The following is a 21,443-nucleotide window of genomic DNA, read 5'->3' on the forward strand; positions in this document are numbered from 1 at the left end:
CTGCAAGGTTCGCGCAAGCCGGAATTGCTAGTGCTTCAACGCAAGAAATATGCAGGAGAGTGCCTTGGGTATCATCATCGGCCTGGTCGTGACCATGGGTTGTCTGCTTGGCGGCTTCATCGCCATGGGCGGGCATGTCGGCGTACTCGTGCAACCCTGGGAGTTCGTCATCATCGGCGGATCGGCTCTCGGTACGTTCCTGATCGCCAATCCATTTTCCGCGGTGAAGGATGCCGGCCGCGCCTGCATGGAAGCCTTCACCAACAAGGTACCGAAACAGCGGGACTATCTCGACGTGCTCGGCGTGCTTTATGCGCTCATGCGCGAATTGAGGGCAAAATCCCGCAACGAGGTTGAAGTCCACATCGATAATCCCGCCGACTCGGTCATTTTCCAGTCATTTCCGAGCGTTCTCAAGAACCACGACCTCACCAATTTCATCTGCGACTATTGCCGCCTCATCATCATCGGCAATGCAAGGTCGCATGAAATCGAGGCCCTGATGGATGAGGAGATCCACACGATCTCCCGGGACAAGCTCAAGCCCTACCACGCGATGGTGACAGTGTCGGAAGGCTTGCCCGCGCTCGGTATCGTCGCCGCGGTGCTGGGCGTGATCAAGGCCATGGGCGCGCTGAATGAATCGCCGGAAATCCTCGGCCATCTGATCGGGGCGGCGCTGGTCGGCACCTTCGCCGGCATCTTCCTTTCCTATGGCGTCGTCGGGCCGATCGCCGGCAAGATCAAGATGACCCGCGAAAAACAGAACCGCCTCTATGTCATCGTCAAGCAGACATTGCTCGCCTATATGAATGGCGCCCTGCCGCAGATCGCCCTCGAATATGGCCGCAAGACCATTTCCGCCTATGACCGTCCATCCATCGACGTGGTCGAGCAGGAAACGCTGACGCCCGCGACCCCGCTTCAGCAAGCGGCATAGGCGGCGGCGATGGAAGCAGAGACCGAACAGAAAAAACCGGACGCGCTGGCCGAGAGCATCCTTCGCGCCGCCGGCCTGTCGGTGGACGATCTCAAATCCGTCGAGACGGTATTCCGTGACCTCGCTGCGTCGCTCGCTGCCCGGCTTGCTGCTCAAACCGAAGTGCCGGTCGTCCTCGATTTCGCCGGTGCAAGGACACTCGAGAAGTCCGACACTGCCGGATCGATCACCGGCTCGGCGTTGCTTGGCACCGTGGCCGTTCCGAAATGGGGCTCCCGGCTGCTGCTTGCCGCCGACCGGGCCTTTGCCGAATGCGCGACCGAAATCCTGTTCGGGTCCGGCTTCGTCACTCTGGCGGAAGCGCCGTCGCGTCCACTGACTTCCATCGATCTCTCGGTCGCAAGGCACGTCTTCGGCGAAGTCGCCGCCGCTCTCGATCAGATATTCGCCTCCGGCAGCGAAACCCTGTTCCAGCTCGGAGACATTGCCGAGACCGCGCACCTGCCTTCCGGCTCGCCTGTCGAAGCACGCATGATCTGCTGCTCGCTGGTCCTGAAGGCGGCAGGTGTGAGCGGTACTGTCGACATATTGCTGCCACGCTCGAGCTTCCGCCCGATGCAGGACGCCATTGCCCGGTTGCTCCGGCGCCCGGCACATCATCTCGATCCCGCCTGGGCGAAGAAGATGCGCCTGGAAGTGAGCCGCGCCCACGTCGAGCTCGAGGCCTATCTGCAGCAGGGCACGATGACGCTTGCGCAGATCGCCGAACTGCGACCGGGGCAGATCCTGCAATTGCCAAAGGACGCCATAGACCACTTCCGCCTGCGCAGCGGCGGCCAGTCGCTCTACAAGTGCCGCCTCGGAAAAGCCGGAACCGCATTCACCGTTCGCCTTACCGAACCCGTCAACGAAGAAGAGGATCTGTTGGATGAGCTTGCAGCTGGCTAACCTGATTTCCGTGATTTTGAGCGCGTTTTCATTGATCATCTTCTTTGCCGCGCTGCGCAAGGCCAGTCAATTGACCGCCATGAGCCGTCTGATGGCGGCACAGGTCGCAAGCTCCGCCAACAATCTGCAGAAGGCGCTGGCAATTCTCCAGACGGAGCGGGAAACCTGCCGCGACGAGAGCATTCGCCTCGAGGCGCGGCTGCGCGATTCCGACAGGGTTCGCTCCGAAATGGACCGGGCAGTCGATCTCGTAAAGCGCGCCAGGCTCGATCTTCAGGAGAATTTCGTGCCGGCGGCGAAACCCGTTGCCGAACCGGCGGCGCCGGCCATCCAAAGGCATGCGGCTACCGCCTTCGTGCCGCAGCGCCCTGCCGCCACCGTCGATGCGCGACCGGCCGAACAGCCGAGAAAACTGCCTGTCTTTGTAAACCGGATCGTGCGAAGCGCCGACGTCGCCAACGCTGTCCTATAACTCCTTCGATTCAGGATCTTCATCATGGCAATCTCAGACAAACAATCGATCGAAGACGAACTCAACGAAGCGATCGAAGAGTTGAAGCGCGACGAGCCGGAAGTAAAACGCCCCGTCAATCCGAAGCCGAATCTCGACCTCATCATGGGTATCCCGGTCGACGTCCAGGTCGTCCTGGGCAGCACCTCGATGCCCGTCGCAAACTTGATGAAGCTCGGCCGGGGCTCGATCGTGACCCTCGACAAGCAGATCGGCGATCCTGTCGATATCGTCGTCAATGGCCGCGTCATCGCGCGCGGCGAAGTCATCGTGCTCGAGGACGACAGTTCCCGTTTCGGCGTCAGCCTGACCGAAGTGATCGGCAGCGGAAGCTAGGCCGGCATATGAGCGAGCATGAAACACCTCTGGGGCCGAGCGCCGTGAACGACCTTTCCGGCCCGGAGAAGGTCGCTGCACTGCTCGTCGCGATCGGGCGGCCGTCCGCCTCGCGGCTGCTGAAGCATTTTTCGGCCGATGATCTGCGATCGCTCGCTGTACATGCGCGAAAGCTCGAACCGATCACGCCCGGCGATTTCGAGGAACTGGTCAAGCAATTCGAAAACGCCTTTGCGGACGGCGCGCCGCTATCCGAGGCGGGAATGCGCTTCGAGGGCCTGCTACGGGAATCGCTGTCGGCCGATGAAGCCAGTGCCGTTATCGAGAACCGCCGGCCCGAACTGCTGGCACAGGAATCGGTCTGGGACCAGTTGCAGCGTGTTCCGCTCGAAGTCCTGCACGCCTATCTTTCCGGACAGCATCAGCAGATCACCGCCTATGTGATTTCCCGCCTGCCATCGGACGTGGCGGCGCGTCTCCTGATCCGCTTTGCCGGATCGGAACGCCGCGGCATCATCCAGCGGACGCTTCATATCCGCAACGTCAACGCCGGCGCCGTGAAAATCCTCGAAGGAATGCTTCAGCGCGAAGTGACCGGCAAGGACAATGGCAATACCGAAAAGAGCCATCACGGCGTCGTTGCCGACATCATCAACCAGTTGCAGAAATCGGAGATGGACGAACTGTTGTCCGACCTCGACGGCCTGAGCAGCGACGATCTGGCCAAGATCAAGGCCAAGCTCTTCACCTTCGAGGATATTGTCCGCCTGTCGCAGCGCGCGCGCCTGATCCTCTTCGACGATATCGCGACGGATGTCGTCACCAACGCCCTGCATGGCTGCGAGCCGCAATTGCAGGAGCTCATTCTGCAATCGCTCTCCACCCGTGGACGGCGGATGGTGGAGACGGAACTCGTCAACCAGACCAACATCAATGCGAATACGGTGACGCAGGCGAGGCGATCGATCGCGAGAACAGCCATCCTTCTTGCCGAGCGAGGCGATCTTCGCCTTGAGCCCGAGGAAGCCGCATCATGAGCGGGCCGTGCTGAATGGAGCCGTCCGACAAGGATAGCAAGACAGAAGAGGCCACTGAAAAAAAGGTCAGTGATGCCATCGAGAAGGGAAACCTGCCGTTTTCGCGCGAGGCTCCGATACTCGCCTCCATCGTCGCCTTCCTGCTGGTCCTCATATTCGTCGCCGTGCCGAGCGGTGCCGAACTTTCCCGCTTCCTCGCGGAGCTGGTCGACAAATCCTATGATTGGCGGCTCGATGGCGCAGAGGACGCGCAGCAATTGTTCCTGATCATCGGCGCCGCCGTCGGTCTTGCACTGCTGCCGGCGATGATCCTCATCCCGGGCGCTGGCATATTGGCATCCGTACTGCAGAACGCCCCCCGCATCGTCATGCAGCGCATAGAACCCCAGGCCTCGCGCATCTCTCCCGCCAAGGGATGGGAGCGCATCTTCGGGCCCGCAGGCCGCGTCGAGTTCCTGAAGTCGGTATTCAAGTTCGGCGCCGCCAGCACGATCGTCTTCATGATCTTCTTCCGGGACAGCAGTTTCTTCGTCGACGCCCTGATGACAGAGCCCGGGCAACTGCCTGAACTCGTGCGCACGCATCTGACGAGACTGCTTTCCTCGATAGCGATCGCCGTTGCCGCGCTCGCCGCATTCGACCTCGCCTGGTCGAGAATTCATTGGCGCAACGAGCTCCGCATGACGCGTCAGGAAGTCAAGGACGAGCACAAGCAGGCCGAGGGCGATCCGCTGCTCAAGTCGCGCTTGCGGTCGCTCGGGCGGGATCGCGCGCGCCAGCGCATGATCGCGACGGTCCCGACCGCCACGCTGATCGTCGCAAATCCGACGCATTTCTCCGTTGCCTTGCGCTATGTACCGAACAAGGATGCGGCACCGGTGATCGTTGCAAAGGGGCAGGACATCATCGCGATGAGAATCAGGGAGATCGCCGAGGCCAATGACATACCGATTGTCGAAAACGTTCCGCTGGCGCGTTCATTGTACAGCCAGGTGCAGGTGAATCATGCAATCGCGCCGGAATTTTACAAGGCAGTCGCGGAACTGATCCAGTTCGTTAACAGTCGCCGACGCTAGAATAGCCGTCCATATCGGGTGCCATATGAAGAGAACACAATTTTCTACCCAGCGCGTCGACCTCATCACCAGTCACCTGACGGAAGTCGTGCGCGATCTGCGCCTGGTGGATGCCGCCGATTACATCGCCTTCATACGCTGCGAATTGTTCGGGAACATCGCCGATATCGTCAACTCGGCAACCGAATTGCATTTTCATCCGGGCACGCTCACTTTCGGTCTCGGCGGCGATTACATTCTCGACTGGGCATCGAGCCCAGTCGTCACCCTCGACCTCGAATTCTGCAATCTTGGTGTGAGTGCCTATTTCAGGCTCATCCTGTCAGCCGAAGAATCGAAGATCGATCTGCACCATCTCAGATTTGCCGAGACGGGGCGCAGCCCGGCCGAGAACACCGAACTTCTGGACGCAGCCTTTCAGGATGCGCGATTGCCCCAGCTCGCCGCGCCCGAACGGATGGAATAGAGTTCCGCCGCCTCAGAACCGATGCGAGATAACCGGCATCTCGATGACGCCCAGCGCCAGGGCGGTGACGACTGCAGCCGTCCTGTTGGCGCAGCCGAGCTTGTTCTTGGCATTCTGCAGGTAGGTCACGACCGTCCACCGGGCTATGTCCAGGATCTCGCCGATTTCACCATCGGTCTTGCCATTGGCGGCCCAGTAGAGGCAGTCGATTTCGCGTTTCGTCAGGAGTTTGGCTGCTGCCGCGGCGAGAGCCGGATTGCGGCTGCCATGCAGGGCCGTATGGATGCGGGAGGCGATCGCAACAAGCCTTTTGCGGATGCGCTCGGTGAATAGCCGCTGCTCCGCCGGCTCCACCTGGAAGGTGAACTCCGTCAGCCCGCGGAAACCATAGCTGTTCGAGCTGTTCACGCCGAGAAACAGGTTTCCGAGGCCACGCCGCTCCCGGTCACGCTGAAACGTCGCGCTATCCCCGCCCGCCAGGGCATCCTGCCCCAGATCGCGCACGGTGCCGCGGATCGGGCTGATCTCTCCAGACAAGGTTATCGTCCGCATCAGGGGATCGACCTTGTAGTAGTTCTTGGCGGAATAGCGAAGCGCCCAGCTCGTCGGCAGGGTCGTCAGTACCGCTATGTCCGGAATGGGGCCGGCCTTGGTGACGGTCTGGTCGGCATAGCCAAGATGCGTGAGATGCAGGCAGCCGAGCTGTTGCCGGATTTCTATCAGCATCTCCAATATTTCGTGGTCTACCGTCCCACTGAAAAATCCCTCCTGGAAGTCGGGAAAATGAGCCAGATTGAAGTGCATCGAACCGCAATAATCCCCACGGCGGCAATTGCTGCCACATTGTCTTTGTTTTTAAGATTGTGAGTGCGTCGGAATATCCTGACTCAGCCCCGGCGCCATGGTGGCATAGGCCATGACCGCGGCACAACCGGGAACACCATTGTATTTGGGGATTCTCACATGTTTAAACGGCTGGAAAACAACTTCCCCTCGTCTGCCCGCACAGCATATGATAAGGCTCCGCAATGACCCCCGCAGCGAGCGACAGCTTCTTTGAGCGCCTTCCTGTCTTCACACAGTTCGAAGGCGTTGCGCTTGCGGAAAACTACCAGCCTCTGCCCAATGACTGGATACTCGCCACCGCTGATATCGTCGGATCGACATCGGCGATCGCGGAGGGGCAGTACAAGGCCGTCAACATGGCCGGCGCAAGCGTCATCTCCGCCGTTCTGAACGCGGTCGGCCGGAAGACCTTTCCCTTCGTATTCGGTGGCGATGGTGCACTGGTGGCCTTGCCCGGCGGCTATCTCCAGACCGCAAAGGACGCGCTTGCGGCGGTGCAAGCCTGGGTCAGCGATGAATTGCACCTGACATTGCGCGCCGCAATCGTTCCGATGGAGGATGTCCGCGCCCAGGGCCTGGATGTCCGCGTCGCCCGTTTCGGTGCAAGCCCGGACATTTCCTACGCCATGTTGACCGGCGGCGGCGCCAGCTGGGCCGAGGCCCAGATGAAGGCCGGTCGCTATGTCGTCCAGCCGTCTCCAGCCGGCACCCGCCCGGACCTTACGGGCCTCTCCTGCCGCTGGAACCCCATCCAGTCGCACCATGGCCAGATCGTCTCCATCATCGCCGTGCCCGCCAGCGCGGATGTGGAGACGAACTTCCAGGAACTCGTCGGCAAGATCATCGGGATTGCTGCCGAGGAACGCCGCGCTTCCCATCCGCTGCCCGAGGAAGGCCCGCCCATCGCCTTCAACCTTCGCGGCATCGGCCGCGAAGCAAGGGCCGCGGCGCCCGCGGGCAAGCGCTTTTTTCGCAAGCTGGCGATTTTCGGCCAGGTCGCGCTGACCTACATCCTCGACAAGACCGGACGCAGCGCCGGCGGTTTCAATGCCCGCACCTACCGGCAGGAACTGGCGCAGAATTCGGATTTCAGGAAGTTCGACGACGGCCTGAAGATGACGATCGACATCGACGCACCGCGGCTGGCGAGGATCGAGCAGGTCCTTGAGGAAGCTTCGAGCTCGGGCGTGGCGCGATATGGACTGCACAAGCAGGATTCGGCGCTCCTCACCTGCTTCGTCCCGGTGCCCATGGGCCGCGAACACATCCACTTCATCGATGGTGCCGCCGGAGGCTATGCAATGGCGGCGAACAACCTCAAGGCGAAGCTCGCCTCGCCCACCCTCAAGATTTGACGATATTGTCCGTCGCGATGCCGTGGCGGCCAAAGACGTTGCGCGTATCGACAATCAGGCTCGCCCAGCGCGAAAGCGCCTCATAATCGATATCGTCATGATCGGTCGAAATGAGAACGGCATCGTAGGATTGAACGCTTTCCTGCGTCAGGGCGACCGATTTTCGGCCTTTCAGCGCCATATATTCACGCGTTGCCGGCACTTCTGCAACGAACGGATCGTGGAAATCGGCAACGGCTCCACGCTCCTGCAGCAGTTCCAGCAGGCGAAGCGATGGGCTTTCGCGAATATCGGGAACGTTCTTCTTGTAGGCGAGACCGATGACCAATATGCGCGCGCGGCTGAGGGCCTTGCCCGCCCGCATGTCGAGAGCCTCGGCCAATTTTGAGATCACATAGCGCGGCATGGCTGAATTTATCTCGCCTGCCAGTTCTATGAACCGCGTCGGCAGTTCGAACTCGCGCGACTTCCAGGTCAGGTAAAACGGGTCGATGGGAATGCAATGCCCGCCCAATCCAGGCCCTGGATAGAATGGCATATAGCCGAAGGGCTTGGTTTTCGCGGCCTCGATGACTTCCCAGATGTCGATCCCCATCGCCGAGTAAACGGTCTTCAACTCGTTGACGAGCGCAATGTTCACGGCGCGGAAAATATTCTCGGTGAGCTTCACCGCCTCCGCAGTCGCATTGGACGAGACCGGCACGACCGTCTTCACCGCATTGCCGTAGAACAGCTGCATAAGCTGGCGGGCTTCGTCGCCATCGCCGGCGACGATCTTGGGGATCGTCACCGTGTCGAAGTTCCGGTTGCCGGGATCTTCGCGTTCCGGCGAAAACCCGAGAAAGAAATCCGTTCCCGACCGAAGTCCCGTCGCCTCCAATATCGGCTTCACCACCTCGTCGGTCGTGCCGGGATAGGTCGTGGATTCAAGCACCACGAGCTGGCCGCTACGAAGCCTCGATGCGATCGAGCGGCAGGTGGCTTCGACGAAGGAGAGGTCCGGATCGCGATGTTTCGTCAGCGGGGTCGGCACGCAGATCACGATCACGTCGCATGCGCCGAGCCGATCGAAATCCGTCGTCGCCTCGAAGCGCCGATTGCGCCGCTCCGTATTCAGGGCGTCGGCGCTCACCGCCTCGATATAGGATCGGCCAGCCTCGATCTCGACGATCTTGCCAGGATCGATATCGAAGCCGGTGACCTGAAATCCACTTCTGGCAAGGGCGATCGCCAGGGGCAGGCCGACATATCCGAGGCCGATGACGCCGGCCACGGCCTGCTGCGCGCGAAGTTTTTCCGAAAGGGCGACGAATGTGGAGGGGGCCAACGCAAACTCTTTGTCTCGACGCCGCTGCCGGCGTGTCGTTGCATGATAAGGTTAAATGGCTGCAACATGCTGGACTGTCAAGCAGCGACGCGGGCGCAAATTTTTGAGCGCAATGGTCTACAACCTATTGTTTAAGAGCCCAGCCAAACCCATCTAGTCAAAACTGATCAACGAACGATAGAGGATGCCCGTCTGGTCGCCGTCGCAGTGGAGTGACATGGCGCTATTGCATAGCCGGCTCCTGGTTGGTCGGCGTTGACACATTTTGCCGATTCACTCATCTTGGGGTTGTTTTCTCCATTTTTCAGCGTGGTCACGCAATAGGCGTGCCGTGGCAACGGACGTGGCTCAATTTTGCAGGGACGACGGATGAGCACGAACCAGTCTGATGTATCCACAATACTCCTCGACAAGGTCGCCGATTGGCTGACGCAATCTTCACTCGCCGGCGACAATCTGGAAACCATCATCCGCGGCTTTTGCGAGCGGATCGCCGCAGCAGGGCTGCCGCTGGTGCGCGTACACCTCACCTTCTCCATGCTGCATCCGCTTTACGACGCCCTCGGCTTCACATGGCACCGGGCCAGCGGCATGACCGTGGAAGGCTATCGGCACGGCAATGAAAAGAAGCCGGAGCGTTTTCTTCTCAGCCCCTATTTCTATCTGCTGAGCAACAATCTTGAACATGTCCGCCGCCGTATCGATGCCGATGGGCCGGTGGAATTCCCGATCTTCGAGGAACTGAAGGAACTGGGCGTTACCGATTATCTCGCTTTCGTCCAGCCTTTCGGCGGGGAATCGACGCAGGGGATGATGGGCTCCTGGTCGACGGACAACAAGCATGGCTTCAGCGAAGGCATGGTGGCCGCGCTGTTGCGCCTGCAGAACCAGTTGGCGGTAGCCGCCAAGATGGCCGTCCTCGGCAAGCTCGCCGACAACATGCTCACCACCTATCTCGGCGGCAATGCCGGCAAGCGCGTCCTCAATGGCCAGATCCGGCGCGGTGACGGCGAGACGATCCGCGCGGCGCTGGTCATGGGTGACATGCGTCAATCGACCATGCTGGCGGAGAAGGAAGGCCGGCAGGCCTATATCGATACGCTCAACCACTTCTTCGACGCGATCGCAGCGCCCTTCAACCGGGGCGGCGGCGAAATCCTGAGTTTCATGGGCGACGGCTTTCTCGCCGTATATCCCTGTGGAAGGCACAAGGATCCCTCGCAGATCGCCTGCCAGGCTGCGCTCTCGGCCGTTTTCAAGGCCCAGGCCCGGGTGGCGGAATTGAACAAGGAACGCCGCAAGGAAGGCCTCAGCGACATACGCTACGGCGTCGGCCTGCATGTCGGCAACGTCATGTTCGGCAATGTCGGCCTCAAGGATCGCCTGACCTTCTCTGCCTTCGGTTCCGCCGTGAACGAAGTTCAGCGCCTGCAGAACCTGACCAAGAAATATTCGCGGGAAGTTGTGGCCAGCCAGGCCTTCGCATCCTATTGTGGCGGTGACTGGGTGACTTTGGGCGAGGAAAAATTGCGGGGCGTCGGCCAGAAGGTAACGGTTCTCCTGCCGAAGCAGGCAACGAGGGAAATCGCCATCGAGGAGGCGCTGGACGAAGTTGCCTATGACGGGCTCTCGGAAGCAGAGCAGGTCATGCTTCTCCATCGCGACGCGAAGACGCAAGTCCAGCGGCCGCTCCTTGAGAAATTCATGCAATGATATGGAAACTATGCGCTATGGCTTTCCTTGCGACCAGCCTCGGGGTGACAGGTGCGGCATCCGAACCGACCAGCGAGATATTGCGCGATGGTTTCGACGGCACCGACTTCGCGCCTGAAGGCGGCCTCTACTACCGCAAGAATTTTGAACAACGCGCCGGCACGATGGAGTTCCAGTCGGAGGTCAAGCTGACCGGCAGCGGTGCCTTGAAGCTCACCGTCAAGCCGTTTTGTCCCAAGCCGCGCAAGGGCTGCAGCGAGCGTGCGGAGATCTGGGAAAAAACGCAGAAGCGCGTGCCCTATAATGAAGGCGTCTGGTACGGATTTGCCGTCAAGTTCGCCGATCCCATTCCGAATGGCGACCATCGCTATCTTATCGCCCAGTGGAAGCGCGAGATCGGCCCGGGCGCCGTCGGAGATTTCAGCCCCTTCCTGGCGCTCAGGCTGAACAAGGGAAAGTTGTTCGCCACGGTCGAAACCAACTACGTTGAACCTTCCAACGGAAAAGGCAGCTCTTCCGTCGTCGAAGATTGCGGCCATGCCCGGACGCCGGTCTGGTTCCGTCCGGAAACCAACCAGATGCGCGCGCTCGTGGCGACGGATGGCAATTGGACGCCGGAGGACGGCACCGTCTTCAAGAGCTGCACCGACGCGATCTCCGTCACCGACCGGGGAAACAAATTGCCGGCGCCGGATTCAGGCTGGATCGACTTCGCCATCTATACGAAACCCGGTCCCGATGGTTCCGGCCAGATCGAGATTTTTGCCAACAACAAGTGGATCGTCAGCGTGAAGGGCCATATCGGGCACAATGATGAAGGCCTCGGCAAGAACCAGTATTTCAAGTTCGGGCCCTATCGCGCGGCCGATAACCGGGAATGGTCGCTTTATTACGATAATTTCCGCCGTTCGCCCCATTGCAGCGACGTTCTCGATGCCAGCGTCTGCCCCAATCCATAAAATTTGCAGTAGTTTTGTGACATATTGTAAAGAACGCCGGGTCAACTGGACTCGCGTTTGCCCCTGAGCTAACCTCCTTTGCATAAATAAAAATGGCTCTTTGGGGAATACATCGCTGGCATGACGTCGGGATCGGATCTTTTACGCATCGAGAATCTCGGAATCTCGTTCTCAATGCTCGGCGGGCGATTGCAGGTGGTGAAGGGCGCCAACTTGCGCGTTCTTCCCGGCAAGGTCACGGCGCTGGTCGGTGAATCCGGCTCGGGCAAGTCCGTCATCAGCCAGTCGGTGATGGGCATATTGCCCGATACGGCCAGGGTTTCCGGCCAGATCATATTCACCGATCCGCTGACGGGAAAATCCACCGATATCCTCAAGCTGAAGCGCGACGGCAAGGAACTGCGCGCACTGCGCGGCAGCCGCATGGCGAAAATATTCCAGGAGCCGATGACGTCCTTGTCCCCGCTGCACACCGTGGGCAACCAGATCAGCGAAGTCCTCGCCATCCACACGGCGGCCAGCCGGGACGAGCAGCGCGCCCAGACCGAGAAGATGCTGGGCCTCGTCGGGTTCGCCAATCCCTCCCGAACCTACGACATGTATCCATTCGAGCTTTCGGGCGGCATGCGCCAGCGCGCCATGATCGCCATGGCGCTGATCTGCCGCCCGGCGCTCCTCATCGCCGACGAGCCCACCACCGCGCTCGATGTCACCATCCAGGCGCAGATACTCGACTTGCTGAAAGACCTGCAACGCAAGCTCAACATGGCAATGTTGCTGATCACCCACGACCTCGGCGTGGTGGCAAACATGGCCGATGAAGTCGTGGTCATCTATCACGGCGAGATAATGGAGGCGGGTCCAGTAGAATCCATCTTCCGCCGCCCGCAGCACCCCTATCTCAAGGGCTTGATGGCCGCCGTGCCGCATTTCGACATGAAGCCGGGCGAACGCCTGAAGGCATTGCGCGAGGTGAAGGTCAATTCCGGCACGCTCTGGGCGAAAAAGGCCCGCGACGCGGTCGATGCTCCGGATGTACTCCTTAGCGTCCGCGATCTCGTCAAGACCTACAAGACACGAAAATCGGGCCTGTTCGGCACGGAAGGCGGCCACGGAGTGAAGGCGGTCGATGGCGTCAGCTTCGATATCATGCGCGGCGAATGCCTCGGCCTCGTCGGCGAAAGCGGCAGTGGGAAGACCACCGTCAGCAAGATATTGATGCGCGGCGTTACCCCGGACAGCGGCTCCGTCACCTTTGACGATGGCCGAGGCAAGATCGACGTGCTCGCGGCGCAGGGCGACACGCTCATGGAATTGCGGTCCCGCATCCAGATGGTGTTCCAGGACCCGGTTTCTTCCCTGTCTCCGCGCATGACCGTGAAGAATATTCTGAGCGAACCGCTCGAAATCCACGACCGCGGCGACAAGGCCTATCGCGCGGAAAAGGTGAAGGGACTGATCGAGGCCATCGGCCTGGACCAGCGCTATCTGAACCGCTATCCGCATAGTTTCTCCGGCGGGCAACGCCAGCGGATAGGTATCGCGAGGGCGCTCGCCCTTGGGCCGAAGCTTCTGATCTGCGACGAGCCCGTCTCGGCCCTCGACGTGTCGGTACAGGCGCAGATTCTCAATCTCCTGAAGGATTTGCAGAAGGAACTGGGCCTGACCTACCTCTTCATCTCGCACAATCTCGCGGTCGTCGATTACATGGCGGACCGGATCGCCGTCATGTGCGCCGGAAAGATCGTCGAGATCGCACCCCGGGAGATCATCCTTCGCCGCCCGGTACATCCATATACGCGGGCGTTGCTGGCAGCCGTGCCCTTCCCGGACCTCGACCGGCCACTCGATTTCAATGCCTTGCGCACCGGCGAGGCGATGGATCAGAATGCCTGGGGGCCGCAATTCTCGGACGATGGCAACGAGGCCGGGGCGCTTGCCGCCGCCGACCTCGGAGGCGGCCATCTCGTTCTTGCCCGGCGCAATGTCGATGCCCGGGAGCTGCGCTCATGGTAACCCGCCGCACCGTGCTTGCCGGAATCGGCTGCTCGCTCCTGCCCGGTGCCGCCAATTGCGCCGACCGTGAGCTGGAGCCGGAATTTCTCGAACCCCAATTGAAGGCGAGAAGCATCCCGCCTCTCGTCCAGCGCATACCGAAACGTCCGCGGATCGTCGGCCTCAAGGAAATGGGCCGGATCCCGGGCCGCTATGGCGGCACCGTGCGCACCATTATCGGCAGCGCCAAGGATATCCGCTTCATGACCATTTACGGTTATGCGCGGCTCGTGGGCTATGATGAGAAGCTGAACTTTCAGCCCGATATCCTTGAAGCGTTCGAGGCGGACCGGGACACCGTCTTCACCTTCACGCTTCGTGACGGACACAGATGGTCCGACGGATCGCCTCTCACCGCCGACGATTTCCGCTATTGGTGGGAGGACGTCATTCTCAACAAGGACCTGACGCCCGGCGGCGGTTCGCTCGATCTTCGCGTCGATGGCAAGCTTCCGCGTTTCGAGGTCCTCGACGCACTCACCATCCGCTATTCCTGGGACGCGCCCAATCCGAATTTCCTGCCGAGCATCGCCGCCCCGCAGCCGCTCATCCTTGTCGGACCTTCGGCCTATCTGAAGAAATTCCACGAGAAATACCAGGATTCCTTCCGGCTTGCGGCCCTTATGCAGGAAAACCGGGTCAAGAAATGGGCCGATCTGCACATCAAGATGGCGCGCGAATACCGCCCCGAAAACCCGGAACTGCCGACCCTCTATCCATGGCGCAATACGACGAAGCCGCCGGCCGAGCAATTCGTCTTCGAACGCAATCCCTTTTTCCACCGCGTCGACGAGAATGGGCGGCAGCTGCCCTATATCGACCGGTTCATCCTGAATGTCAGTTCCTCCGCCATCATAGCGGCCAAGACGGGCGCCGGCGAAAGCGAACTGCAGGCGACCGGGATCGATTTCAGCGACTACACATTCCTGAAAGATGCCGAGAAACGCTATCCGGTGAAGGTGGATCTCTGGAAGTCGACGCGCGGGTCGAGAGTCGCCATATTTCCAAACCTCAATTGCCAGGACGAGGTCTGGCGCCGCCTGTTTCACGATGTCCGGGTGCGGCGGGCCCTTTCCCTGGCGATCGACCGCCACGAAATCAACATGGCGGTCTTCTTCGGCCTGGCGACGCCGAGCGCCGATACCGTCTTGCCCGAGAGCCCGTTGTTCAGGCCCGAATATGCCAATGCCTGGATCGCCCATGATCCGGAGGAGGCCAACCGGCTGCTGGATCAAGCCGGCCTCGACAAACGCAACGGCGACGATATCCGCCTGCTTCCCGATGGCCGTCCGGCGGAAATAACCATCGAAACCCCTGGGGAAAGCAGCGTCGACACCGATGTCCTCGAGCTCGTGACCGATCATTGGCGGCGGATCGGCATCGCGCTTTTCGTCCGGACGTCGCAGCGCGAAATCTTCCGCAGCCGGGCAATGGGCGGGCGCATCATGATGTCCATCTGGTACGGCCTCGACAATGGCGTCGCGACGGCCGACATGAACCCGGGCCAGCTGGCGCCGACCATGGACGACCAGATGCAATGGCCGCTCTGGGGCATGCATCACCTGTCTCACGGCGAACAGGGCACCGCGCCGGACATGCCGACGGCCGTGGAACTCGCCAAACTGCTCGATCAATGGCAGAAATCCGCCGAATTGAAGGACCGCACCGCCATCTGGCACAAGATGCTCTCCCTCTATACCCAGGAGGTTCTCTCCATCGGCATAGTGAACGGCACGGAACAGCCGATCCTGCGCTCTTCAAGGCTGCAGAATGTGCCCAGCCGCGGCCTCTACGGGTTCAATCCCACCTGCTATCTCGGCGTCTACATGCCCGATACATTCTGGTTCAGCGAAGGACAGGCGTAGATGCTGCGATACATACTCTGGCGCATCGCCGCGATGATACCGACGCTGCTCATCATCTCGGCGCTGGTCTTCGTGATCATCGAATTGCCGCCCGGCAATTTCTTCGAAAGCCAGATAGCCGAACTCAGGGCGCAGGGCGAGACCGTCAATCTGCAGGAGATCGAGGAACTGCGCCACCAGTACGGCTTCGACCAGCCGCCGGTCCTGCGATATTTCAACTGGCTGGGCGGTATGCTGCAGGGCGATTTCGGCTATTCGTTCGAATATCAGCTGCCGGTGAGAGACGTGATCGGCGACCGCATGTGGCTCACCATCCTCGTGTCCTTCGTGACGATCCTCTTCACCTGGCTCATTGCATTTCCGATCGGCATGTATTCTGCCACGCATCAATATAGCTGGGGCGATTACGGCCTCTCATTCCTGGGGCTAATCGGCATAGCAATCCCGAATTTCATGCTGGCGCTGATCCTCATGTATTTCGCCAATATCTGGTTCGGCACCTCGATCGGGCATTTGATGGACCAGAAATATCTGAACGAGCCCATGAGCTGGGAGAAGGCCCGTTCGATCCTGTCGCACCTGTGGATACCGGTCATCATTGTCGGCACAGCCGGCACAGCAGGCATGATCCGCAGGCTCCGCGCCAATCTTCTGGACGAACTGCAGAAGCAATATGTGATGACGGCGCGGGCAAAGGGGCTCCATCCTTTCCGCACGCTGGTCAAATATCCGCTACGCATGGCGTTGAATTTCTTCGTCTCGGATATAGGATCGATCCTGCCGGCGATCATCTCCGGCGCCGAGATCACCGCCATCGTGCTCTCGCTCGAGACCACGGGACCAATGCTGATCAAGGCCCTGCAGAGCCAGGACATGTATCTCGCCGGTTCCTTCCTGATGTTCCTTGCCTTCCTTACGGTCATCGGCGTGCTCGTCTCCGATATCGCCCTCGCATTCCTCGACCCGCGCATCCGGCTTGCCGGCAGGAGCACCAAGTGACGGCCCAGCTTCCTCCTCCAGGCGCACCGCTACCGCATTACGTGTCGAGCGCGCCCTTCGATCCGATGTCGATCGAGGCCATGACCGAGGCGCAGGTGAAGGTCCACAAGGCGTCGCAATTGCGGCTGATGTGGTGGAAATTCAAGCGGCACCGGCTTGCCCTTGCCTCGGGCATATTCCTCGCCCTGCTTTATGGCATGATCGTCATCGCCGAGTTTCTGGCGCCGTATAATCTGCACACCCGCAACACCGATTTCATCCACTCCCCGCCCCAGCGCGTTCATTTCTTCGACAATGGCCGCTTTGTCGGCCCGTTCGTCTATGGCCGGACATTCAGCGTGGACAAGGAGAAGATGCGGCGGCTTTACCCGGAGAACAGACGCGACGTGCAGCCGCTGCGCTTTTTCTGCCGCGGCGACGATTACAGGTTCTGGGGGCTGGTCAAAGGCAACATCCATTTCGTCTGCCCCGCCGAGAATGGCGAGATGTTCCTGCTTGGCACCGACCGCCTCGGCCGGGACGTGCTTTCGCGCATAATCTATGGCGCGCGCATCTCGCTCACGATCGGCCTGATCGGCATAACGATAAGCTTCGTTCTCGGCATCGTCATCGGCGGCCTTGCCGGCTATCATGGCGGCGTATTCGACCTTCTCGTCCAACGCGTCATCGAAGTGCTGCAATCCTTGCCTAGTCTGCCGCTCTGGATGGCGCTTGCCGCCATCATGCCCGTCACCTGGAGCCCGATCCTGATCTATTTCGGCATCACCATCATTCTCGGCATGCTGGACTGGACGGGGCTTGCGCGCTCTGTGCGCTCGAAGCTCCTTGCATTGCGCGAGGAGGACTATGTACTCGCGGCGCAGCTCATGGGGGCAAAGAGCAGCCGCATCATCGGCCGGCACCTCGTTCCGGGCTTCATGTCGCACCTTATCGCCACCGCGACGATCTCGATCCCCGGCATGATTCTGGGGGAAACGGCCTTGAGTTTTCTCGGCCTGGGACTAAGACCGCCTATCACAAGCTGGGGCATATTGTTGACGGAGGCACGCAGCGTGAGTGTAATTGCCTTCTATCCGTGGCTGCTCTTCCCTATGATCCCGGTCATCCTGGTGATTCTCGCGTTCAATTTCTTGGGAGACGGCTTGCGCGACGCAGCCGATCCATACAGATAAAAGGCACACAGGTTGCTTTCACACAAACCGACCGGTTCACACATGCGGATCATCCCGCACCAAAGAAGGTTTCGGCCATGATGCGGCGTTACGATGATGCGCGGATCCTCATGTATAGTCACGATACGTTCGGGCTCGGCCATTTGCGCCGATGCCGGACGATCGCCCATTCCCTGGTCGAAGATTACCGGGGATTGAACATCCTGATCATTTCGGGCGCAACCATTGCCGGCGCCTTCGATTATCGCGCGAGGGTGGACTTCGTCAAAGTCCCGAGCGTGATCAAGCTCCGCAACGGCGAATACACCTCCATGGCGCGTCACATCGATCTGCACGAGACGCTGAAGATGCGCCAGTCGATCATCCGCCACACCGCCGAAACCTTCCAGCCGGATATCTTTATCGTTGATAAGGAGCCGATGGGCCTGAAGGGCGAGGTGGAGGAAACGCTGCATTATCTGAAATCGCGCGGCACGAAACTGGTGCTGGGCCTGCGTGAAGTCATGGACGCGCCGCATCTGCTGGATGCCGAGTGGAAACAGAATGACGTCATGCACAAGATCGACCAGCTCTACGACGATGTCTGGGTCTACGGCCCGCCGGATTTCTACGATCCGCTGGTCAAGCTCGACGTGCCGAAGCAGGTTCGCGACAAGATGACCTTTGTTGGTTTCCTGCAGCGCAGCGTGTCGCACGAGGCTGCCTCGGAACATGTGCCGAAAGGCGACTATATCCTTGTCACGACCGGCGGCGGCGGCGACGGCGCGGACCTGGTGCACAATGTCATCCACGCCTACCAGCAGGATCCGGACCTGCAGCACAAGGCTTTCATCGTGCTCGGGCCGTATATGCCAGCGAAACAGCGCGCAAAACTGGTCAAAAAGGGCAGCAAAATCCCCTATATTCAGGTGATCGAGTTCGATAATCGCATGGAAGAACTCATCGCCGGGGCAAAAGCCGTCGTTGCGATGGGTGGCTACAACACCTATTGCGAGATTCTTTCCTTCGACAAGCCGGCGCTGATCGTCCCCCGCCTCGCCCCGCGCGAGGAGCAACTCATCCGCGCAAAGCGCGCATCGGAACTCGGCCTGGTGGATATGCTTCTACCGGAAGATGCCGAGGACCCTTTACGGCTCGCGCAGGCGTTGAAGCGTCTGCCCGAGCGCACGCCGCCCTCGCGTCGTGTGGAGAACGGCCTGCGTCTCGAGGGATTGGTCCACATCTCCGAAATCGTTGGCGGATGGTTGGACGAACGCGCCGAGGAGGCGCTTCCCGCTGTCGCCGAATAAGAGACTGCACTTGCCGATACGCCGCAAAATACTGGTGATATTGAAAGGCTATCCGCGCCTTTCCGAAACCTTCATCGCGCAGGAACTGCTCGGCCTCGAAAAGGCCGGCTTCGATCTCACGCTGATATCGATGCGGAGGCCGACCGACAAGAAGCGCCATCCGATCCATGACGAGATCAAGGCGCCGGTTGTCTACCTGCCCGAATATCTGCATGAGGAACCCCTGCGCGTGTTCAAGGGCCTTGTTGCCGGCATGCGTTCGCCACGGCTCGGCGCGGTCCTGCGCCGCTTCTGGCGGGATTTGATGCGCGATTTCAGCCGCAATCGTTTCCGCCGGCTCGGCCAGGCCATGGTTCTGGCGCGTGAATGGCCGAATGCGGGCGAATGGCTGCATGCGCATTTCATCCATACGCCGGCCTCCGTGGCCGCCTATACGAGCCTGCTGACGGGCGTGCCGTGGACCTGTTCGGCCCATGCCAAGGATATCTGGACCTCGGCGGATTGGGAATTGAACGAGAAGCTGGCGGAGGCGCGGTGGAGCGTCACCTGCACAAGGTCGGGCTTCGACCACATGCGCAGCCTGACCGATCGCAAGCGCCAGGTCCATTTGAGCTATCACGGGCTCGATCTTGCCCGCTTCGGGCATTTTGCCGAGGCAAGGTCCGACCGCGACGGCACCGATCCTGACGCTCCGGTGGAAATTCTCAGCGTCGGGCGGGCGGTAACCAAGAAGGGCTACGATATCCTGCTGCAGGCGCTCGGGCTTCTGCCGCCCGAGCTCGCCTGGCGTTTCGTGCATATCGGTGGCGGCGACGAACTGCCCCGCCTGCGCGCCCTGGCCGACAATCTCGCCATAAACGACCGCATAATCTGGAAGGGAGCGCTGGCACAGGAGGATGTCCTCGATCACTATCGCCGCGCGGATGTCTTTGCCCTAGCCTGTCGGATCGCGCAGGATGGCGACCGGGACGGGCTGCCCAATGTTCTCGTCGAGGCTTCGAGCCAGAACCTCGTCTGCGTTTCCACGGCGATATCCGGCATCCCTGAACTGATCACCGACGGCGAGAACGGCATCCTGGTCCCGCCGGACGATCCGCACAGCCTGGCGCGAGAGCTTGAAACGGCGATCCGCAATCCGCAATTGCGGCACAGGCTCGGCCTTGCGGCGGAGCGGCGCGTCCGGGAGCATTTCGATCACAATTCGAGCATCCGCCAACTGGCAGGACTGTTCGAGGATGAATGGCAGCGCCGATGAAGACCCCGCGCGTTCTCTTCTACGTGCAGCATCTTCTCGGCATTGGCCACATTGCCCGTGCCAGCCGTATCGCCGATGCCCTGGCGGAAGCGGAATTCGATGTCCTCGTCGTCACGGGTGGTTCCGCCGTGCCGGGATTTCCCAGCGGCCGCGTAAGGTCCGAGGCGCTGCCGCCGCTCCTCGCCGCCAGCGCAGGCTTTTCCGGACTTGCCGACGAAAAGGGCGAGATCGCGAGCCAGGATTATCTCGACCGGCGGCGCAACCAGCTTCTCGAAACATTCCGCCGGGAAAAGCCCGATATCGTCATCGTCGAAGCGTTTCCCTTCGGCCGGCGCCAGATGAGGTTCGAACTGCTGCCCCTGCTCGACGCGATCGCTGCGAGCAGGCCGCGGCCGCTATTGCTGACATCGGTTCGCGACATCCTGCAGGAGCGCACGAAACCCGGACGCGACGAGGAGACTGTCGCGCTCGTCAAAGCCCATTTCGACCGCATCCTTGTCCATGGCGACCCGGATTTCGTCACCCTGCCGGAGACATTTCCCCTCGCCAGCCAGATCGCCGACAAGATCGTCTATACGGGACTGGTCGCCGCGCCCCCTCCGCCACCAGTCGACGACCGTTTCGACATTGTGGTGTCGGCCGGCGGTGGTGCCGTCGGCTATGATCTGCTGCGCGCCGCCTACGGGGTCGCCCGAACCTCGTCGCGGTCCTGGTGTCTGATTACCGGCCCCAACCTGCCTGAGAACGAATTCAGCAATCTGTCGGCGGATGCCCCGGCGAATGTGTCGGTCACGCGCTTTCGCCGGGATTTTCCATCATTGTTGCGCAACGCCGAACTGTCGATATCCCAGGCGGGATACAACACGGTCTGCGATATTCTCCAGGCTGGCTGCCGGTCCATCCTGGTGCCGTTCACAGCCGGCGGGGAAACCGAACAGAGCGTGCGCGCCACCCGTCTCGAAACCCTCGGCCTCGCAACGGCGATCCCGGAAGATGGCTTGAACAGCGAGGTACTGGCTGCTGCTGTCGGCACCATGCTGAACGGTCCGCCTCCTCCCTTGCACCCACTGAAACTCGATGGCGCCAGCCAGACCGCGCAAATCCTGCAGCAACTTTTATAATCAGCTTGCAAGAAGCGGGTTTCTCTCGCTGGTTCGAGGAGTATAAGGGTAGCCGGGCTTCGATTCTGCTTTGCCATGAACGAGGCTCCGCCCCAACCTCCATCTTGATCCAAGGCAGACGGAACGCATGTGGCGCGCGTGAATGTGATGTTGTAATCTCTCATTGATTCAAC

General features: G+C 60.6%; 19 protein-coding genes. 17 read left to right on the forward strand and 2 right to left on the reverse strand.

Going from position 1 to position 21,443, the window contains the following annotated elements:
- Positions 1–64 precede the first annotated feature (64 nt).
- From motA to OSJ75_RS19555, 7 genes are read left to right on the forward strand one after another with little or no spacing between them, the layout of a single operon-like run.
- Entirely contained in the window at positions 65–940 is an 876-nt protein-coding gene (motA, locus tag OSJ75_RS19525) for a flagellar motor stator protein MotA (protein WP_323748398.1), read from the forward strand.
- A gap of 9 nt (positions 941–949) precedes the next feature.
- Positions 950–1,888: a FliM/FliN family flagellar motor switch protein gene (locus OSJ75_RS19530; RefSeq protein ID WP_267229184.1), complete on the forward strand. Its 939-nt coding sequence runs from the start codon at positions 950–952 to the stop codon at positions 1,886–1,888.
- Positions 1,869–2,360 carry a BAB2_0123 family type IV secretion system effector gene (locus OSJ75_RS19535; protein ID WP_267229185.1) on the forward strand — a complete coding sequence of 164 codons (492 nt, stop codon included), beginning with the start codon at positions 1,869–1,871 and terminating at the stop codon, positions 2,358–2,360. The genes OSJ75_RS19530 and OSJ75_RS19535 overlap by 20 nt, the downstream gene beginning before the upstream one ends.
- Before the next feature lie 24 nt (positions 2,361–2,384).
- Positions 2,385–2,735 carry a flagellar motor switch protein FliN gene (gene fliN, locus OSJ75_RS19540; RefSeq protein ID WP_250018417.1) on the forward strand — a complete coding sequence of 117 codons (351 nt, stop codon included), beginning with the start codon at positions 2,385–2,387 and terminating at the stop codon, positions 2,733–2,735.
- An 8-nt stretch (positions 2,736–2,743) separates the two neighbouring features.
- Positions 2,744–3,772 carry a flagellar motor switch protein FliG gene (locus tag OSJ75_RS19545; RefSeq protein WP_267229186.1) on the forward strand — a complete coding sequence of 343 codons (1,029 nt, stop codon included), beginning with the start codon at positions 2,744–2,746 and terminating at the stop codon, positions 3,770–3,772.
- A gap of 14 nt (positions 3,773–3,786) precedes the next feature.
- Positions 3,787–4,848, forward strand: coding sequence for an EscU/YscU/HrcU family type III secretion system export apparatus switch protein (locus OSJ75_RS19550; protein WP_267229187.1), 1,062 nt, complete (start codon positions 3,787–3,789; stop codon positions 4,846–4,848).
- Between the two features lie 25 nt (positions 4,849–4,873).
- Complete coding sequence (locus tag OSJ75_RS19555) at positions 4,874–5,314, forward strand: hypothetical protein (protein ID WP_250018414.1); 441 nt, start codon at positions 4,874–4,876, stop codon at positions 5,312–5,314.
- Between the two features lie 12 nt (positions 5,315–5,326).
- Here OSJ75_RS19555 and OSJ75_RS19560 read toward each other — a convergent pair whose 3' ends face one another.
- Entirely contained in the window at positions 5,327–6,040 is a 714-nt protein-coding gene (locus tag OSJ75_RS19560; protein ID WP_267229188.1) for a helix-turn-helix transcriptional regulator, read from the reverse strand.
- A 302-nt stretch (positions 6,041–6,342) separates the two neighbouring features.
- Between OSJ75_RS19560 and OSJ75_RS19565 the strand changes: the two genes are divergently transcribed.
- The gene (locus OSJ75_RS19565; protein ID WP_267229189.1) at positions 6,343–7,515 is read left to right on the forward strand and encodes a DUF3095 domain-containing protein; all 1,173 of its coding nucleotides are present in this window, start codon (positions 6,343–6,345) and stop codon (positions 7,513–7,515) included.
- Here OSJ75_RS19565 and OSJ75_RS19570 read toward each other — a convergent pair.
- Positions 7,505–8,842: a nucleotide sugar dehydrogenase gene (locus OSJ75_RS19570; RefSeq protein WP_267229190.1), complete on the reverse strand. Its 1,338-nt coding sequence runs from the start codon at positions 8,840–8,842 to the stop codon at positions 7,505–7,507. The two genes, OSJ75_RS19565 and OSJ75_RS19570, sit on opposite strands and share 11 nt — an antisense overlap.
- 369 nt (positions 8,843–9,211) lie before the next feature.
- On the opposite strand from OSJ75_RS19570, the gene OSJ75_RS19575 reads away from it, so the two are divergent.
- From OSJ75_RS19575 to OSJ75_RS19615, 9 genes are all read left to right on the forward strand, one after another.
- Complete coding sequence (locus tag OSJ75_RS19575) at positions 9,212–10,555, forward strand: adenylate/guanylate cyclase domain-containing protein (protein ID WP_250018410.1); 1,344 nt, start codon at positions 9,212–9,214, stop codon at positions 10,553–10,555.
- Between the two features lie 17 nt (positions 10,556–10,572).
- On the forward strand, positions 10,573–11,514 hold the full coding sequence (locus OSJ75_RS19580) for a polysaccharide lyase (protein ID WP_267229191.1): 942 nt from the start codon (positions 10,573–10,575) through the stop codon (positions 11,512–11,514).
- A gap of 120 nt (positions 11,515–11,634) precedes the next feature.
- Positions 11,635–13,530 carry an ABC transporter ATP-binding protein gene (locus OSJ75_RS19585; RefSeq protein WP_250018408.1) on the forward strand — a complete coding sequence of 632 codons (1,896 nt, stop codon included), beginning with the start codon at positions 11,635–11,637 and terminating at the stop codon, positions 13,528–13,530.
- Positions 13,524–15,434 carry an ABC transporter substrate-binding protein gene (locus tag OSJ75_RS19590; RefSeq protein WP_267229192.1) on the forward strand — a complete coding sequence of 637 codons (1,911 nt, stop codon included), beginning with the start codon at positions 13,524–13,526 and terminating at the stop codon, positions 15,432–15,434. Before OSJ75_RS19585 ends, OSJ75_RS19590 begins: the two co-directional genes overlap by 7 nt.
- A complete protein-coding gene (locus OSJ75_RS19595; protein WP_250018406.1) occupies positions 15,435–16,433 on the forward strand; it encodes an ABC transporter permease in 999 nt (332 codons plus the stop codon). It begins immediately after the preceding gene.
- Positions 16,430–17,605, forward strand: a complete 1,176-nt coding sequence (locus OSJ75_RS19600) for an ABC transporter permease (protein WP_267229193.1) — start codon at positions 16,430–16,432, stop codon at positions 17,603–17,605. The genes OSJ75_RS19595 and OSJ75_RS19600 overlap by 4 nt, the downstream gene beginning before the upstream one ends.
- A gap of 77 nt (positions 17,606–17,682) precedes the next feature.
- Positions 17,683–18,894, forward strand: a complete 1,212-nt coding sequence (locus OSJ75_RS19605) for a glycosyltransferase family protein (protein WP_267229194.1) — start codon at positions 17,683–17,685, stop codon at positions 18,892–18,894.
- A 10-nt stretch (positions 18,895–18,904) separates the two neighbouring features.
- The gene (locus OSJ75_RS19610) at positions 18,905–20,149 is read left to right on the forward strand and encodes a glycosyltransferase (RefSeq protein WP_267229195.1); all 1,245 of its coding nucleotides are present in this window, start codon (positions 18,905–18,907) and stop codon (positions 20,147–20,149) included.
- The gene (locus OSJ75_RS19615; RefSeq protein ID WP_267229196.1) at positions 20,134–21,270 is read left to right on the forward strand and encodes a glycosyltransferase family protein; all 1,137 of its coding nucleotides are present in this window, start codon (positions 20,134–20,136) and stop codon (positions 21,268–21,270) included. Before OSJ75_RS19610 ends, OSJ75_RS19615 begins: the two co-directional genes overlap by 16 nt.
- Positions 21,271–21,443: the final 173 nt, after the last annotated feature.

This window comes from Phyllobacterium sp. 0TCS1.6A, from assembly GCF_026420825.1.
Classification (GTDB): Bacteria; Pseudomonadota; Alphaproteobacteria; order Rhizobiales; family Rhizobiaceae; genus Phyllobacterium.